The 16,286-nt window shown below is 66.9% G+C and carries 15 protein-coding genes; 10 read left to right on the top strand and 5 right to left on the bottom strand.

Going from position 1 to position 16,286, the window contains the following annotated elements; all coding sequences use genetic code 11:
- The first annotated feature begins 5 nt into the window (after positions 1 to 5).
- Both OO015_RS05075 and OO015_RS05080 read left to right on the top strand, forming a co-directional pair.
- Positions 6 to 899 carry an ABC transporter permease gene (locus OO015_RS05075; protein WP_265940145.1) on the top strand — a complete coding sequence of 298 codons (894 nt, stop codon included), beginning with the start codon at positions 6 to 8 and terminating at the stop codon, positions 897 to 899.
- Positions 900 to 998: 99 nt separating this feature from the next.
- The gene (locus tag OO015_RS05080) at positions 999 to 1,310 is read left to right on the top strand and encodes a DUF5808 domain-containing protein (protein WP_265940146.1); all 312 of its coding nucleotides are present in this window, start codon (positions 999 to 1,001) and stop codon (positions 1,308 to 1,310) included.
- Here OO015_RS05080 and OO015_RS05085 read toward each other — a convergent pair.
- Together OO015_RS05085 and OO015_RS05090 are read right to left on the bottom strand one after the other, a co-directional pair.
- Positions 1,285 to 2,598, bottom strand: coding sequence for an MFS transporter (locus OO015_RS05085; RefSeq protein WP_265940147.1), 1,314 nt, complete (start codon positions 2,596 to 2,598; stop codon positions 1,285 to 1,287). The genes OO015_RS05080 and OO015_RS05085 overlap by 26 nt on opposite strands.
- Positions 2,591 to 2,821: a DUF951 domain-containing protein gene (locus OO015_RS05090; RefSeq protein WP_265940148.1), complete on the bottom strand. Its 231-nt coding sequence runs from the start codon at positions 2,819 to 2,821 to the stop codon at positions 2,591 to 2,593. The genes OO015_RS05085 and OO015_RS05090 overlap by 8 nt, the downstream gene beginning before the upstream one ends.
- A 76-nt stretch (positions 2,822 to 2,897) precedes the next feature.
- Here OO015_RS05090 and OO015_RS05095 point away from each other — a divergent pair, with 76 nt between their 5' ends.
- From OO015_RS05095 to OO015_RS05105, 3 genes are read left to right on the top strand one after another with little or no spacing between them, the layout of a single operon-like run.
- Complete coding sequence (locus OO015_RS05095; protein ID WP_265940149.1) at positions 2,898 to 3,548, top strand: hypothetical protein; 651 nt, start codon at positions 2,898 to 2,900, stop codon at positions 3,546 to 3,548.
- Positions 3,484 to 5,028, top strand: coding sequence for a hydantoinase/oxoprolinase family protein (locus OO015_RS05100; RefSeq protein ID WP_265940150.1), 1,545 nt, complete (start codon positions 3,484 to 3,486; stop codon positions 5,026 to 5,028). Before OO015_RS05095 ends, OO015_RS05100 begins: the two co-directional genes overlap by 65 nt.
- A 2-nt stretch (positions 5,029 to 5,030) precedes the next feature.
- Positions 5,031 to 6,152: a DUF917 domain-containing protein gene (locus tag OO015_RS05105; RefSeq protein WP_265940151.1), complete on the top strand. Its 1,122-nt coding sequence runs from the start codon at positions 5,031 to 5,033 to the stop codon at positions 6,150 to 6,152.
- A 92-nt stretch (positions 6,153 to 6,244) separates the two neighbouring features.
- Here the strand turns inward: OO015_RS05105 and OO015_RS05110 are convergent, their stop codons facing one another.
- A complete protein-coding gene (locus OO015_RS05110) occupies positions 6,245 to 6,499 on the bottom strand; it encodes a YggT family protein (RefSeq protein WP_265940152.1) in 255 nt (84 codons plus the stop codon).
- A gap of 241 nt (positions 6,500 to 6,740) precedes the next feature.
- Between OO015_RS05110 and OO015_RS05115 the strand changes: the two genes are divergently transcribed.
- Positions 6,741 to 7,715: a phosphoglycerate dehydrogenase gene (locus OO015_RS05115; RefSeq protein WP_265940153.1), complete on the top strand. Its 975-nt coding sequence runs from the start codon at positions 6,741 to 6,743 to the stop codon at positions 7,713 to 7,715.
- Between the two features lie 9 nt (positions 7,716 to 7,724).
- A complete protein-coding gene (locus OO015_RS05120) occupies positions 7,725 to 8,786 on the top strand; it encodes a M42 family metallopeptidase (protein ID WP_265940154.1) in 1,062 nt (353 codons plus the stop codon).
- 6 nt (positions 8,787 to 8,792) lie between these two features.
- Here the strand turns inward: OO015_RS05120 and OO015_RS05125 are convergent, their stop codons facing one another.
- On the bottom strand, positions 8,793 to 9,680 hold the full coding sequence (locus tag OO015_RS05125; protein WP_265940155.1) for a VOC family protein: 888 nt from the start codon (positions 9,678 to 9,680) through the stop codon (positions 8,793 to 8,795).
- A gap of 88 nt (positions 9,681 to 9,768) precedes the next feature.
- Between OO015_RS05125 and OO015_RS05130 the strand changes: the two genes are divergently transcribed.
- The 3 genes from OO015_RS05130 to OO015_RS05140 all read left to right on the top strand — a co-directional run bounded on the left by OO015_RS05130 (position 9,769) and on the right by OO015_RS05140 (position 15,512).
- The gene (locus tag OO015_RS05130; protein ID WP_265940156.1) at positions 9,769 to 10,611 is read left to right on the top strand and encodes a class I SAM-dependent methyltransferase; all 843 of its coding nucleotides are present in this window, start codon (positions 9,769 to 9,771) and stop codon (positions 10,609 to 10,611) included.
- Between the two features lie 73 nt (positions 10,612 to 10,684).
- Complete coding sequence (locus tag OO015_RS05135; protein ID WP_265940157.1) at positions 10,685 to 13,015, top strand: xanthine dehydrogenase family protein molybdopterin-binding subunit; 2,331 nt, start codon at positions 10,685 to 10,687, stop codon at positions 13,013 to 13,015.
- A 169-nt stretch (positions 13,016 to 13,184) separates the two neighbouring features.
- Positions 13,185 to 15,512 carry a xanthine dehydrogenase family protein molybdopterin-binding subunit gene (locus OO015_RS05140; protein WP_265940158.1) on the top strand — a complete coding sequence of 776 codons (2,328 nt, stop codon included), beginning with the start codon at positions 13,185 to 13,187 and terminating at the stop codon, positions 15,510 to 15,512.
- A 96-nt stretch (positions 15,513 to 15,608) separates the two neighbouring features.
- On the opposite strand, the gene OO015_RS05145 is transcribed toward OO015_RS05140, so the two are convergent.
- Positions 15,609 to 16,217, bottom strand: a complete 609-nt coding sequence (locus tag OO015_RS05145) for a Uma2 family endonuclease (protein WP_265940159.1) — start codon at positions 16,215 to 16,217, stop codon at positions 15,609 to 15,611.
- Positions 16,218 to 16,286: the final 69 nt, after the last annotated feature.

Below are 16,286 nucleotides of genomic sequence, written 5' to 3' on the forward strand. Positions count from 1 at the left end.
TGCCCGTGACGGCAACGGCGCGCACGGCAAATCGACTCGCTCTCCGCACCCGCTGGCGCGAGCGCCCCGCCTGGCAGGCCGTGTGCGCGCTCCTCGGCCGCCCATCCGCTCTCGTCGGACTCGGTATTCTCCTCTTCTGGATCGGTGTCGCACTGACGGTGAGCTTCGTCGTTCCCTTCGATCCACTGGCGACCGACGTGAGCGCGCGCCTCCAGCCACCGACCCCGACGCACTGGTTCGGTACCGACGACTTGGGTCGCGATATCTTCCGCCGGACGCTCTACGGAGCACGGATCTCGCTGCCGGCCGGATTCCTCACCGTCGCCGGTGCACTGGTCATCGGCTCGGTCGTGGGAGCAGTCGCTGGTTACACCGGTGGATGGGTCGATACGATACTCATGCGAATCGCGGATATGGTGCTGGCCTTTCCGTCGATCGTCCTGGCGATGGCCATCGCCGCAGCGCTCGGCCCGGGTCTCAAGAACGCGCTCATCGCCATCGTCGTCGTCCTCTGGCCAGAATACGCGCGGCTGATGCGCGCCCAGGTTCTCGCTGTCAAGGCGCAGGAGTACGTGACCGCTGCCGAGGCGCTCGGTGCGAGTCGGCTGCGTCTCTTCCTCGTCCACATCCTGCCGAACACCCAGGCACCGCTCGTGGTCAAAGCGACGCTCGATGTCGGCGCCGCGATCGTGCTGACCGCCGGCCTTTCCTTCATCGGACTCGGCGCCGTACCGCCAGAACCGGAATGGGGTGCCATGATTCGCGAGGGACAACGTCGCTTCAGTCAGTGGTGGATGGCGACCTTCCCCGGCCTCGCGATCTTCAGCGTCGTCATGGCACTCAACTTTCTCGGCGATGGACTCCGCGACGCGCTGGATCCGCGTCGTCGCAACCGCTGACGATCGAGCAGCTCGATGCCGGACATCCACCGGTCGGGATATCTGGCCTGCGGTACACCATCGTCGAGCGGACCAATCCGAACGAGGAAGGACTCGCCCATGCGACGGCTCGGACGCTTGGCCCGATGGATCGCACTCGCTCTCATCGGGGCTGCGCTCTACGAGCAACTGCGCCGCCCCGCACACGAGCGCACCTGGGCGGGCCGGATCGGCCCTGTCCCCTATGACTTCCGCCTACCGACGCTCGACCGCGTCCGGGAACGTCTCTGGAATCCGAACGACCCTTCGCTCCTCACCCCGACCGTGTGGGGCATCGGCTGGTCGGTCAACCTGGCGACGATCTCCCAACGACTCCGCCCGGCTCTCGGTACACTGCTGCAGCGCGTCACCCGTTCCGCCAGCGCACGATGACCTGCCAGATCCCCGCCCCAGCCAGCAGGACTCCCAGACCGAACAGGACGGTCGTCACGCCGAACGCATCGGCGAGCGCCCCGGCACCGAAGACCGGCAAGAACGCGACGCTGTTCGAGACCGTGAAGAAGACCGCGAAGACCCGTCCACGCGCCTCCTCCGGCGCTTCCTGCTGCAGGAGTGTCTGAGCGGGCGCCCGGACGAGCCCGTCGGCCATCCCGAGGGCTGCCGCCAGGGCGATCGCCGCGACGAGCTGGCTCTGCGGTGTACCGAACAGGTCGGGCAAACCAGCGAGCGCGACGAGCAGGAGGCCACCGATCGCCAGCGCCCCGTCCGCTGTCCGCTCGATCCCCAACCGGCGCGTGACCGGATCCACGATCAGCGTCCCGACGACGACGCCGAGTCCAGCCGGAAGCACCAGATAGGCGATGTCCTCCTTCGCGAGATCCAGCACCTGTGTCACGTACCCCGGGCCGAGCGCGGCGATCACCAGATAGGTCGCTGTCGCGACGGCGAGATAGACGATCGCCTTGCGCAGCGTGCGACGCCCGCCGGCGAGGCGGAGCCCTTCGACCATCTCTCGGAGCACGCCCCGAGCGACGTTCCCGAGACCGGTCGGCCGCCGCGTTCCGGCTTGCGCCGCACGCGGCAGCGCGACACTCAAGACTCCACTGAGCGCGAACAACACCACTGTCGCACCCAAGACCGCACGGACACCGACCAGCTTGACCAGCAAGGGCCCAACGACCGCGAATCCAGCGAGTTGCGAGGCCGTGAAGGTCAGGTTGAACAGTGCGTTCGCCTGGACCAGTCGCCCATTGGGAACCACTGTCGGCACCATCGACCAGAGTGCAGGGCCGAAGAACTGGCCGACCGTCCCGGACGCAAAAGCGAGCGCATAGATCACCGCGAGCGAGACCAACGGATCCCAGCGCGCTTCCACGAACAAGAGCCCGATGACCGCGAGACCGCGCAGCAGATTCGTCACGATCAGCAAGCGGCGGCGGTCGAAGCGGTCAGCGACGACACCGGAGAGCGGACTGACGAGGACGGCGGGAACCGAAAAGCTGAGGACGGCGAGCCCGATCGCCGTGTTGGCTGGGATCGCCGCGGCCCGCTCGATCACCCCCTGGACGAGCACGAGCAACCCGAAATTGACCGCATTCTGCGAGGTCTGCGACAGCGTTTGAATGAGCCAGAGGACGAGGAATGGGCGGTGCCGGAGCAGCGTGCCGTGCAGTTGCGCCGTCTCCTCCGGTATCGGATCGAGGGTACGCGTGTTACTCATCGGCTGTCCTCGGGGGAATCAGGAAAGGCGGTTTCTCCGAGCGAGCGACGACTGTCTTCAACCGTCGGCGGAACTCGTGCCGCGGTAAGAGCACGCGCCGGCCACACCCGAGACAGCGTAACCCGATATCGGCACCGACTCGGACGACGACCCAGTCGGTCGATCCGCACGGATGCGGCTTCCGCAGGCGCACCACATCGTCCACACGGATATCCAGCGTCATCGTCGCCTCCCGCGAGCGAGTATAGCCGGGCACCTCGTGACGGACGGACATGCTAGACTGCCGCGGGAGGGCTCGGATGCGCGTACTCGGACGGCTCGCTCTCGCGATCGTCTGGCTTTCCGGAAGCGCGACCACCTGGAGCCTCGTCCTGTGGCTCGTCATCACGCGCAACGTCGGTGCGATCGCCGATTTTTGGGCACCGGAACGGCTCCTCGCTTACGCGCTCTTCGTCGCTGCGCCAGCGTTCACGTTCGCACCGTTGGCACGACTCGCCCGCGTCCCTTTCCTGGAGATCGAAGCGATCGCTGGCTGGTCGACGAGTCTCTACGTCTGGACATTCATCGACCCGAGTCGCGTCGACGGTGCGCTGGCGATGCTGGTCATCTTGCTGCCGCTCCTCGTCGCCATCTCGTCGGTCTACACCCTGTTGGTCGCCTCGATCAGCCGGCGTATCGCGATACGCCGGGGGCAGGAGCCCGATCCGCTCGTCGCCCGCCGGCGCGGGTACGTACTCGGGTTCTTCACCGTGGGATGCGTGCTCCTCCAGTCGCTCCAAGCGTTGACAGCCCTCAATGCCGGGCTTCTCGGGCTCATCGCACTGTTCGTCGAACTTCTGGCGATGACCTGGTTCGCACCGGTGCGAGCAGGAGGAGAGCCGGGCCGTGGTACGTCTGGGAATCGACGTCGGTGGAACGAATACGGACGCGGTGCTCCTGGACGGGGCTGACGTCCTCGCCTGGGCCAAGCACCCGACGACGGCGGACGTGAGCAGCGGGATCGTCGGAGCAGTCCGGCGCGTCCTCGACCAGGTACGGATCGCGCCGGGCGAGATCGGTGCCGTGATGCTCGGCACGACGCACTTCACCAATGCGGTGGTCCAGTGCCGGAACCTCGCCCGTATCGCAGTGTTACGACTCGGCTGGCCCGCGACGCTCTCGATTCCTCCGCTCGAGGACTGGCCAGATGACCTGCGGGACGCTGTCGCCGGCTACCTGACCATTCTTCCCGGCGGTCACCAGTTCGACGGCCGCGAGATCAGCCCGCTCGACTGGACTGCGCTGACTGCAGCAGCCGATCGGATCGCTCAGGAAGGCATCCACTCGGTCGCTGTCAGTGCCGTCTTCTCGCCGGCCGTCGCCGCGCACGAGGATGCGGTCACCCGCTTCCTGCACGAGCAGCTGCCGCACCTCCGGATCACTCGTTCGCGCGACATCGGGCGGCTCGGCTTGCTCGAACGCGAAAACGCCGCCGCCCTGAACGCCTGTCTCGTCCCGCTCGCCGAAGAGACGATCGCAGCGATCCGCTCGGCACTCGCCGCACTCGGCCTGGAAGCGCCGCTCTACCTCAGCCAGAACGACGGCACGCTGATGACTGCCGAGTTCGCTGCTCGGTATCCGGTCCTCACCTTCGCCTCCGGGCCGACCAACTCGATGCGCGGAGCAGCGTTCTTGAGCGGACTGCACGATGCGATCGTCCTGGACGTGGGCGGCACGACGACAGACGCCGGAGCGCTCGTCCACGGGTTTCCCCGCGAGGCCTCGTTCGCCGTGAGCATCGGTGGTGTCCGCACGAACTTCCGCATGCCGGACGTCGTCTCCATCGGTCTCGGTGGCGGCAGCATCGTCAGCCCGGACGGTACGAGGATCGGCCCCCAGAGTGTCGGCTTCCGGCTCAGCGAGGAAGCGCTCGTGTTCGGTGGCCCGACCCTCACGGCGACCGACATCGCGGTCGCTGCCGGCCGCGCACGGCTGGGCGATCCGGCACGCGTCGCGCGCCTGCCGCGCGAGCTCGTCCAGCGCGCCCTGGCCACGATCGACCAGCGACTCAGCGAACTCGTCGATAGCCTGAAGACGACAGCTGCCCCTGTGCCGGTCGTGGTCGTCGGTGGCGGCAGCATTCTCGTTCCCGACCAGCTCGAGGGGGCGAGCGAGGTTATCCGACCGCCCCACGCAGCCGTCGCCAACGCGATCGGAGCAGCCATCGCGCAAGTGAGCGGCGAGATCGACCGGATCGTCTCGCTCGAGCACCAGACCCGCGAGCGTGCACTGGAAGCAGCACGAGCGGACGCCTGCCGGCTCGCGATCGAGGCAGGGGCTGACCCGGGCAGCGTCCAGATCGTCGAGGTCGAGGAGGTGCCGCTCGCGTATCTCCCCTCCAACGCAGTGCGACTCCGCGTTAAAGCAGTCGGTGATCTGCGGGAGGACTGACCGTGCCCTGGGAACTCGACGAGACGAAACTGGAAGCGCTCGCGATCGGAGCTGGGATTCTCGGCACGGGTGGTGGCGGCAACCCGTATTACGGCAAGCTCCATGTCCGCCGGCTCCTGCGCGAGGGTCGGCGCGTACGGATCGTCTCCCCCGACGAGGTGCCGGACGAAGCGCTCGTCGTCTCGGTCGGCGGGATGGGTGCCCCGACGATCGGCATCGAGCGGATCCATCGCGGCGATGAGCCGCTCGTTGCCCTGCGCGCGCTGGAGCAGCACCTGGGCCGGCCAGCGACGCATCTCGTTCCGGGCGAGATCGGGGGCGCGAATGCGCTTCGCCCGATGGCGGTCGGCGCACTGGCCGGTCTACCGGTCGTCGACGGCGACGGAATGGGCCGCGCCTTTCCGGAACTCCAGATGGATACCTTCGCGATCTACGGTGTGCCAGCTACCCCAGCCGCGCTGGCCGACATCTATCAGAACGTCGTAGTGTTCCCCCGGCTCCGCGATGCTGTCACGCTGGAGCGCTACGCGCGTGCCGTAACCGTCCAGATGGGTGGGGCCGCTGGTTTCGCGTTCCCAGCCATGAGCGGTCGCGAACTCCGCCGCGTCGTCATCTCGTACACAGTCACCCTGGCGGTCCAGCTCGGGGAAGCGATCCTCGCTGCTCGGCGCCAGCACACCGATCCGATCGAGGCAGCGCTGGACGTGACCGGCGGTCGAGTCCTCTTCCGGGGAAAGATCGTCGACGTCGAACGGCGGCTGACCGCTGGCTTCGCGCGCGGCACCGTTCGACTCGAGGGGCTGGCCGAGGACCGCGGAAGCCAACTCCTGATCGACTTTCAGAACGAGAACTTGATCGCGCGACGGGACGGAGAAGTCGTCGCAGTCGTCCCCGATCTCATCTGTCTGGTCGATCTGGACACGGCCGAACCGGTGACGACCGAAGTGGTCCGGTACGGCCTGCGTGTCGCCGTGCTGGGGATTCCGGCTCCGGCTATGCTGCGGACGCCGGAAGCGCTGGCAGTCGTGGGACCAGCCGCCTTCGGTTATGCCGACGTGAACTACCGCCCGCTACCCGGCACCTATGGTGGCGACCGGATCGCCGCTCACCGCGCAAGACTGTGAGCCACCGATCGGGGACAGCGACGAACTCCCCGAAAGGAATCGAGAGGTTCCGAGAGCGTGACGATGCACCGGAAGGTGCCGACGCAACGCACTCACGACACCGCGTTCATGAGCATCATCCGCAAGAGGGAGATGAGCAGCAGTGCGACCAGCGGCGAGAAGTCGATGAATCCGGTGCGCGGCATGACCTGGCGGATCGGCGCGATGATCGGCTCCGTCAACTGCACGAGAATCTGCGAGACCGGCCAGCGAGCGCCCGGGTCGAACCAGGAGAGGATCGCGCGGGCGATGATCGCCAGCTGCATGATCGACAGGAATGTCAGCAAGATGTTGAGAACCAGTGCCACGGAGCGTGTCCTCCTACTTCGAATACTCCTCGAATGGTACTCCCAGCCCAGCGGTACCGTCAATCCGGGTGGCGCTGGCTCGGGGGGCTCCGTTGCGATCGCGCACCGAGCGAAGCCTGCTGCGGTCCGCTTCGCGTCCGACTTGAGGATCGTCGCGTGCAGGAGCGCACCGTTCGCGTAGAATGGCTGCGGCTGTGCCACGGTCGGCTGTCCGATCAGGGGAAGGGAGCGAGCGCGCACGATGGGCAAGGACGTGCTGGTCCTGACCTGGAAGTACTTCTCGGCCCGCGAGGAGATCAAACGGTTCCTCGAGGAGCGGGGTTGTCGGTTCGTCGAGCGGGAGATTCGGTATCCCGTCGATGAAGACCAGCTCTGCGAGCTCGTTCGGGACATCGACGGGCTCGTCGTCGGGCTGGAACCGGTAACGGCCCGGGTACTGGCCCACGCCAACCGGCTCAAGGTCATCAGCACGAGCGGGGTCGGGTACGACAACATCGACGTCGCCGAGGCGACACGACGCGGCATCGTGGTCGCCAATTGCCACGGTGCCAACGAGCACGCGGTGGCGGAACTCGCACTCGGTCTGATGCTCACGCTCGCACGACGCATCCACATGGGCGACCGGGCCATGCGCGAGGGCCGGTGGGAGCCCTACTTCGGCGTCGAACTCTGGGGCAAGACGCTCGGCGTGGTGGGCCTCGGCCGCACCGGCCGCGCCGTCGCGTTGCTCGGTCGCGGTTTCGGGATGCGCGTGCTCGCCCACGACATCGTCTGGGACACGACCTTCGCCAACGCGCACGAGATCAGCTATGTCCCGCTCGACAAGCTCTTGCGCGAGTCGGACTTCGTTTCGCTGCACGTCCCGCTGACGCCGGAGACGCGGTACCTGATCGACGAGCGCGCGCTCTCGCTCATGAAGCCGACCGCGTTCCTCATCAATCTGGCCCGCGGACCGGTCGTCAAGCAGTCGGCACTGGTCGAAGCGCTGCGTCGCGGGCAAATCGCTGGAGCTGGCCTCGATGTCTTCGAGGTCGAGCCGATCCGCGACAACCCGTTTGTCGAGTTCGAGAACGTCGTCATGACACCGCATCTCGGCGGTTCCACGCAGGAGGCTCGGGAGCGCACGCTCTACATCGCCTTGACCAACGTGTGCAACGTCCTGAACGGTCGACCGCCGCACGCACAAGTCAATCCCGAAGTTCGGATCGGGCAGTGAGGGGGAGCGATGCTCAGCGAGGAACAGAAAGCGTTCCTGCTCCGCTTGCTCGAAACAGCGAGCCCTTCTGGTTTCGAGGAAGCGGCAGCACGCGTCTGGCGCGAGGAGGCGAGCCGTTTCGCCGACGAGGTATGGGTCGACCACAATGGGAACAGCTTCGCCCGGTTGCGCGGGAACGCCCCGACCGTCCTCGTCGAAGGGCACATCGACGAGATCGGCCTCATGGTCACGCATATCGACGAGCAAGGGTTCCTCTGGTTCCGTGGCATCGGCGGCTGGGACGACCAGATCCTGACCGGCCAGCGCGTTCGCATCCTGACGCGCAACGGGCCAGTGTTCGGCGTCGTCGGCCGCAAGCCGGCGCATCTCCTCTCGGAGGAGGAAAAGGGTCGAGCCAGCCGCATCAAGGACCTCTGGATCGATATCGGAGCTCGCGACGGGAACGAGGCGCGTGGCCTCGTCCGTGTCGGCGACCCCATCGTGATCGAGCAGCCACCGCTGGAACTGCGGAACGACCGGCTCGTCGCGCGCGGTCTCGATAACCGGATGGGTGCCTTCGTCGCGCTCGAGACGCTGCGTGCGCTGGCCCGCGAGCGCCCACCGGTCGATGTCGTCGCGCTCGCCGCGACGCAAGAGGAGATCAGCTTCCTCGGTGCTCGCGCCGCAGCGTTCGCGCTCGAGCCGGCCGTCGCTATCGTCATCGACGTGACCCACGCGACCGATCACCCGGAGGCCGACAAGCGCGGTGGCGGTGACGTCCGTATCGGCGGTGGCCCTGTCCTCGACCGGGGATCGATGGTTCATCCGCTCGTCTTCGAGCGACTGCTCGCTGCCGCGGAAGCGGAAGGAATTCCAGTGACAGTCTCCGCTGCACCCATCCGCACCGGGACGGACGCCGATGCGATCGCGCCAGCCCGCGCCGGCATTCCCTGCGGACTCGTCTCGGTACCGAACCGCTACATGCACTCGCCGAACGAGCTGGTGAGTCTGGAGGATCTCGACGCGGCGATCAGGCTGATCGCCCGCTTCGTACGTGACCTCGGGCCGAATCCGGACTTCCGGCGGCTGTAGTCGGTGTCAGGCAGGCGTCCAGAGTTCGACTTCGATGTCGTCATAGTCGCGCGTCCGTGCACCGTCGCCGAGCTCACCGCGCAAGCCGCGCTCGACCGGTCGGCGTGCCTGCTCCAGGCGGTCGAGTGCGGCTTCCCACGCCTGTCGCTCGGGCACCACGATGGCGAAACGGACGAGACCGCGGCTGCCGGGTGGAGCCGGTTCGGCCCGACGGCTGTGCCAGACATTGAGACCGAGATGATGGTGATAGCCTCCAGCGGCGACGAACAACGCTCCTGGATACGACCGCTGCATGACCTCGAATCCGAGCAGCTCGACGTAGAACCGCTCGGCGAGTTCGAGGCTGGAAACCTGGAGGTGCACGTGCCCGATCCGGGCTGTGGGCGGCATGGATGTCCACGGTTCCGGACTCGTGTCCAGCTCGCGCAGGAGGTCCCGCGCGTCGAGCGGCTCGGTGACCATCGCGATCGGCTCGCGCGGCGAACGGGGCCAGCGCTCGCGGGGACGGTCAGCGTAGATTTCGAGGCCGTTTCCCTCGGGATCGGAGAGGTACAAGGCCTCACTGACCCCGTGATCGGAAGCACCAGCGAGCGGCCAGCGCTGCACCGCGAGATGCGCGAGCACACGCGCGAGTTCCGTGCGATTCGGCAAGAGGATCGCCGCGTGGTAGAGACCAGGGGCCCGGGGCGACCGGGGCGGTGCTGTGGGGTCCCATTCGAAGAGGAAATGCGGGGTCAGCGAGCCACGAGGCAGCGCAGCGAGGAACCCGTCCGCGCGCCCGGCCACATCGTACCCGAGCACACCCTGATAGAACGAGCGGATCGACTGCTGATCGGCGATCCGCAACGTCACCGGCCCGAGCCAGGTGTCGGTTGGGAGCGGGGGAGCCTTCACGTGGTCGCTCCTTTCGGCGTCGCCCGATCGCTGCAATCATAGCAACCGGAGAACGATCGCCAGCACGCGTCCGCGACGGGAGGACAGGGTGATCCGACTACCGACGACCGAGCGCGTCACACCGGACAGCTGGGCGCTCCGCGTGACGTTCTGGCAGAGTCTCGCCGCGTACCGCTGGGCTTGCACGCAGGCGCACGGCAAACGCGTCCTCGACGTCGGCTGCGGCGACGGATACGGGGCAGCTGAGCTTGCGAGTGTCGCTCGCTGGGTCGTCGGGTTGGACAGTGACCGGAGTGCCCTGCGCCACGCGGCTCAGCGCTACCGGACACCGAACCTGTCCTGGGTTCAGGCCACAGCCGAGCGGCTGCCGTTTCGGAGCGGGAGCATCGACGTCGTCTGCTGTTTCCAGGTGCTCGAGCACCTCGCCAACCCGGCGCACTTTCTCGCCGAGGTGCGTCGAGTCCTCGCACCCGGGGGCCTCCTGCTCCTGACGACACCGAACCGCGAAGCGGTGTTGAGCGGACTCAACCCGCATCACGTCCGCGAGTACGATGCGGAGAGCCTCCGCAACCTCCTCGCCTCGTTTTTCGAGCATGTCGAAGGACTCGGCGTCTTTCCGAGCGCACGGGTCCGCACCTACCGCGAGACGAACCGGCAGGCAGTCGAGCGACTCCTGCGACTGGATCGCTTCGGGTTGCACCAGCGCTTGCCGCCGGAGCTGCGTGCACGCCTCCATGCGCTCGGTACGCTCCTCGTCCGGCGCTGGATCAACCGGCACACCCGCCAGCTCGTCGAGTCGATCGGCGTCGCCGACTTCGCGATCGGCCCAGGTGACCTGTCACACGCGATCGACCTCGTCGGCATCGCGCGAAGACGAGAACCAGCACCGAACCAAGAATTCCCTCTTGACGAACGGGTACTTCAGGACTGAGAATGAAGAGGAGCGATTCGCAACGACGCGAGATCGTCGGAAGCGGGCACAGCGGTAGGGAAGGGGTTCGACGATGGTCCTCAGTCGAATGGTCGGGGCTCGTGTCCGTCGCAAGGAAGACCCGCGTCTGATTACCGGTTCGTCACAATACGTCGATGATCTCCAGCTCGGCGGCATGCTCTACGCTGCCTTCGTCCGCAGCACGTATCCGCACGCAATCATCAAGAAGATCGACCCGTCGCCGGCCCTGGCCATGCCGGGTGTCGTCGCCGTCATCACGCACAAGGAACTCGGGGAATGGCTGAAGGGGTCCGTCCAGCTCGGCGGCGGTGAGGGAGAAGGCGAGGCACCAGCCCAGCAGGAAGGTCAAGCTGGCCCGCCGCAGCACGAACTCCTGGCCGTCGACCGCGTCCGGTATGTCGGCCAGCCGATCGCCGTCGTCTTGGCGACCGAGCGCTATCGCGCCTACGACGCCGCCGAGGCTGTCCAGGTCGAGTACGAGCCGCTTCCGGCGGTCGCCGATCCCGAAGAAGCGATGAAAGACGGTGCGCCCCAGCTCCACGCGACGCTCGAGAACAATATCGCGATGCACACGAGCCACCAGCACGGCGATGTGGACAAGGCCTTCGCCGAGGCGGACATCGTTATCAAGCAACGCTTCTACCAGCAGCGGCTCGTTTCGGTGCCGATGGAGCCACGCGCGGTCGCCGCTGCACCCGACCCGCTGACCCGCGGTGTCACCGTCTGGAGCTCCGCGCAAGCGCCGCACAATAACCGGAACACGCTGGCCCAGGCACTCGGCCTCTCGCACGGGCAGGTCCGCGTGATCGCCCCGGAAGTCGGTGGCGGGTTCGGTGCGAAGATCGGTGCCTATCCGGAGGACATCATCCTGGCCGCCATCGCCCTGCATACGCATCGACCCGTCAAGTGGTACGAGACGCGTTCCGAGCACTTCATCGCCACCAACCAGGGTCGCGGCCAGGTCGCCTACTACGAACTCGCCGCGACCAAGGAAGGGCGCGTGCTCGGCCTGCGCCTGAAGGTCATCCAGGACCTCGGCGGCTACCCGAAAGTCATGCTCCTGGCTCCGCTGACGGCGATGATGTCGGTCGGCGTCTACGATATCCCCAACGTCTCGATCGAGACCTACAGCGTCTGCACGAACAAGACACCGATCGGTGCCTACCGCGGCGCAGGACGTCCGGAGGCAGCCTACTACATCGAGCGAATGATGGACCTCTTGGCTCGTCGCATCGGCAAGGATCCTGTGGAAGTTCGGCGTATCAACTACATCCCGCCCGACAAGTTCCCGTACCAGACGCCCGCCGGCGCCCGGTACGACTCGGCGGACTACGAGAAGACACTCAACAAGGCACTGGAGATCTCGCGCTATTCCGAGTGGCGTCAGAAGCAGCAGGAACTCCGCCAGCAGGGGCGCTACATCGGCATCGGTCTGGCGAGCTATACCGAGATCTGCGGCTTCGGACCGTACGAGAGTGCTTCGATCCGCGTCGAGCCGACCGGTGCAGTGATCGCCTACACCGGTACCTCACCGCACGGTCAGGGCCTGGAAACGGCGCTCGCGCAGATCATCGCGGACGAGATCGGCGCTGATTTCGACCAGATCGTCGTCCTGCACGGCGATACCCAGAGCGTGCCGGAAGGCGTCGGCACGATGGGGAGCCGCAGCCTGGCTGTCGGTGGCGGCGCGATGCTCATCGCGGCGCGGCGGATCCGCGAGAAGGCGATGCGCATCGCGGCGCACTTGCTCGAGGCAGCCGTCGAGGACATCGAGTTCGCCGATGGCACGTACCGCGTCAAGGGTGCACCCGACCGCGCCGTGACCCTGGCCCAGATCGCCCAGGCTGCCTACAGCCCGGGTCTTCCGGCCGACATCGAGCCCGGTCTGGTCGTCACCGACTACTACGCCCCGCCTGGGACGCTCTTCCCGTTCGGGACGCACGTGGCGGTCGTCGAGGTCTTCCCCGACACCGGTGCGGTCAAGCTCCTCGAGTACTACTCGGTCGACGACTGCGGCCCCCGCATCAACCCGCTCCTCGTCGAAGGCCAGGTGCACGGCGGCCTCGCCCAGGGGATCGCCCAGGCCCTCTGGGAAGAGGTCCGCTACGACGAGACCGGCCAGCTCCTCACCGGCACCCTCATGGACTACGCGATCCCCAAGGCCAGCATGTTGCCGAGTTTCGTGACCGACGAGACGGTGACACCGAGCCCGCTCAACCCGCTCGGCGCCAAGGGGATCGGCGAGGCAGCCACGATCGGCTCGACCCCGACCATCGCCAATGCCGTTATGGACGCGCTGGCTCCCTTCGGGATCGAGCACATCGACATCCCCTTGACCCCGGAGAAGATCTGGCGCGCCATCCAGCAGGCCAAGCAAGCCTGACCGAGCGACAACCGAATGATTTGGCTCCGGGCCCGCGCCGAGGCGCGGGCCCGTTCGTCCGTGGGTGGGCAGGGGTGGAGACACTCGCTCTTGACATCGATCGAAGCTTCGGCGACTGTATCGGCGAGAGAGACGGCAACGCTTCGGTCACTCGCGAGGGAGGTCGACGATGGTGATCAGCCGATACGTCGGAGCGCGCGTCCGCCGCAAGGAGGATCCTCGTCTCATCACTGGCTCGTCGCAGTACGTGGATGACATCAAGCTCCCCGGCATGCTCCACGTCGCCTTCGTGCGGAGCAGCTACCCGCACGCTCGCATCCGCGGTATCGACACGTCGGCAGCGCAGGCGATGCCGGGTGTCGTCGCTGTCTTCACCGGTCCCGATCTGGCTGCACAGTTGAAGGGGAAGCCGGAACTCGTACCGGGCGAGGCACCGCATCCGGAGGAGCAGAAGCCAGAGGGCATCCCGGTGCCGCCGGAAGAGCCGATCGCCGTCGATCGGACACTCTACGTCGGCCAACCGATCGCGGTGGTCGTGGCGACCTCAGCAGCGACTGCCCGCGACGCAGCGGAAGCCGTGACTGTCGACTACGAGCCGCTGCCGGCTGTCATCGACCCCGAAGAGGCGATGCGGGAAGGCGCTCCCCAGCTCTACCCCGACATCCCGAACAACATCGGTGAACGCTGGGAACGCAAGCACGGTGACGTCGAGTCCGCGTTCGCCCAGGCACACGTGGTGGTCGAGCAGCGCTTCCGCCAGCAGCGACTCGCTGGGATCCCGATGGAGCCGCGGGCGATCGTCGCCGCCCCCGACCCGTTGACCCGTGGTGTCACCGTCTGGAGCTCGACGCAGGCGCCGCACTGGAACCGCAATGCGCTGGCGGCCGCTCTCGGTCTGGCGCACGGCCAGGTGCGGATCATCGCACCGGAGGTCGGCGGTGGCTTCGGCGTCAAGATCGGCGCGTACCAGGAGGACTTCATCCTCGCTGCACTCGCCCTCAAACTCCACCGGCCAGTCAAATGGGTCGAGACGCGCGCCGAGCACCTGATGGCCACCAACCACGGACGCGATCAGGTGGTCGACTATGAACTGGCAGCCGATGCGAACGGCCGCCTTCTCGGACTCCGTGCGCGGATCGTGCAGAACCTCGGCGCGTACCCCCGCGGTCTCTATCTCCCCTCGACGACCGGGCTCATGTCCTGTGGCTGCTACGACATTCCGGCTGTCGATATCGAAGCCTACGGCGTCTATACGAATACGATGGCAGTCGGTGCCTACCGCGGCGCGGGCCGGCCGGAAGCTGCCTACTACATCGAGCGGATGATGGACCTCTTGGCCCGCCGACTGGGGAAGGACCCGGCCGAAGTCCGGCGCATCAACTACATCCCGCCTGACAAGTTCCCCTACACCACTGCAGCCGGTGAGAAATACGACACCGGCGAGTACGAGAAGGCGCTCGACAAGGCGCTCGAGGTCTCCCGCTATTCCGAGTGGCGGCAGAAGCAGCAGGAACTCCGCCAACAGGGTCGCTACATCGGCATCGGCCTCGCTAGTTATGTCGAAATCTGCGGTTTCGGCCCCTACGAGAGCGCCGTCGTCCGGGTCGAGCCGAGCGGAGCAGTCACCGTCTACACCGGAACCTCACCGCATGGACAAGGACTCGAGACCGCACTCGCCCAGCTCGTCGCCGAGCACCTCGGTGCCGACTTCGACCAGATCGTCGTCCTCCACGGCGACACGCAGAGCGTGCCGGAAGGGCACGGCACGATGGGGAGCCGGAGCCTGGTCGTCGGCGGTGGGGCCGTGATGATCGCTCTCGAGCACATCAAGGAGAAGGCTCGGCAGATCGCTGCACACCTCCTCGAGGCAGCAGCAGAAGATGTCGAGTTCGCCGACGGCAAGTGGCGCGTCAAGGGCGCCCCCGACCGCGCCGTCACCCTGGCCCAGATCGCAGAAGCGGCCTACGCCGGGAATGTTCCCGAAGGCATGGAACCGGGCCTGGTCGCGACCGACTTCTTCGCACCGCCCGACGAGGTCTTCCCGTTCGGCACCCACGTGGCGGTGGTCGAGGTCTTCCCCGACACCGGTGCGGTCAAGCTCCTCGCCTACTACTCGGTCGACGACTGCGGGCCCCGCATCAACCCCCTCCTCGTCGAGGGCCAGGTCCACGGCGGCCTCGCCCAGGGGATCGCTCAGGCCCTGTGGGAAGAGGTCCGCTACGACGAGACCGGCCAGCTCCTCACCGGCACCCTCATGGACTACGCGATCCCCAAGGCTTCGATGCTCATCGACTTCGTCACTGACGAGACGGTGACACCGAGCCCGCTCAACCCGCTCGGCGCCAAGGGGATCGGCGAGGCAGCCACGATCGGCTCGACCCCGACTATCGCCAATGCTGTCATGGACGCCCTGGCTCCCTTCGGGATCGAGCACATCGACATCCCCATGACCCCGGAGAAGATCTGGCGCGCTCTCCAAAAGGCCAAGCAGGTCTGACCGGTACTCCGACCACCCGCCCGGCAGCACCCACATCCGGGTGCTGCCGGGGTTGCTCTTCCCTACCTGATCTGCGGCGCGCAGCAACACAGTCGTTCAGGCGAGGAGATCAGCGACGCGGATCTCGACGTCAGGGAAGGCCAAGGGCGCGATGCGCTCGTCACGCGCCAGCTGGTCGACACGGGCGTAGCGCCCTGCTCCGGGATCCGGGTCGCCCAAGACGAGCAGACGGTCGTGCCGGAGGTCGAGGATCCAGTACTCAGCGACAGCTGCCGGCGCGAACCACGGCGCTTCGACCTCGTGGTCGTACGTCACGGAGGCGCCCGTCACCTCGACGAGCAAGAGCACAGCCTCGGGTCGGGCATCGACGGAGGCAGCGGAGTCCGCCCGGGGACGCGAGAGCACGAGATCCGGCTGCGGTTCGGAAACGTGACTCAGCCGCACCGGCCCCTGGATCCGGACGATCGCGCGCCCAGCCAAACGGGTCGAGAAGAGCGCCGTCATCCTGTCGAGACACGCTTGGTGCCGCCGGCCGATCGGGCTCATCTCGACGACTTCCCCCTCGATCAGCTCGACCCGGTCATCCGTGCCGAGAATCCCTGCCTCGGCCATGCGGTGATAATCATCGACGGTGAAGAGGGGCGACGCGTGCGTCGCATCGACCAAGCGCCTTCGGTCGCCGACGATCGCCCAGCGATTGGCCACCCGCCCCCGATCGACTACCACCATCCCCTGTGGGAGTCACGCGTGCGTGACCCAGCCGGGCCGTCAGGC

This window comes from Thermomicrobium sp. 4228-Ro (assembly GCF_026241205.1).
Lineage (GTDB): Bacteria > Chloroflexota > Chloroflexia > Thermomicrobiales > Thermomicrobiaceae > Thermomicrobium.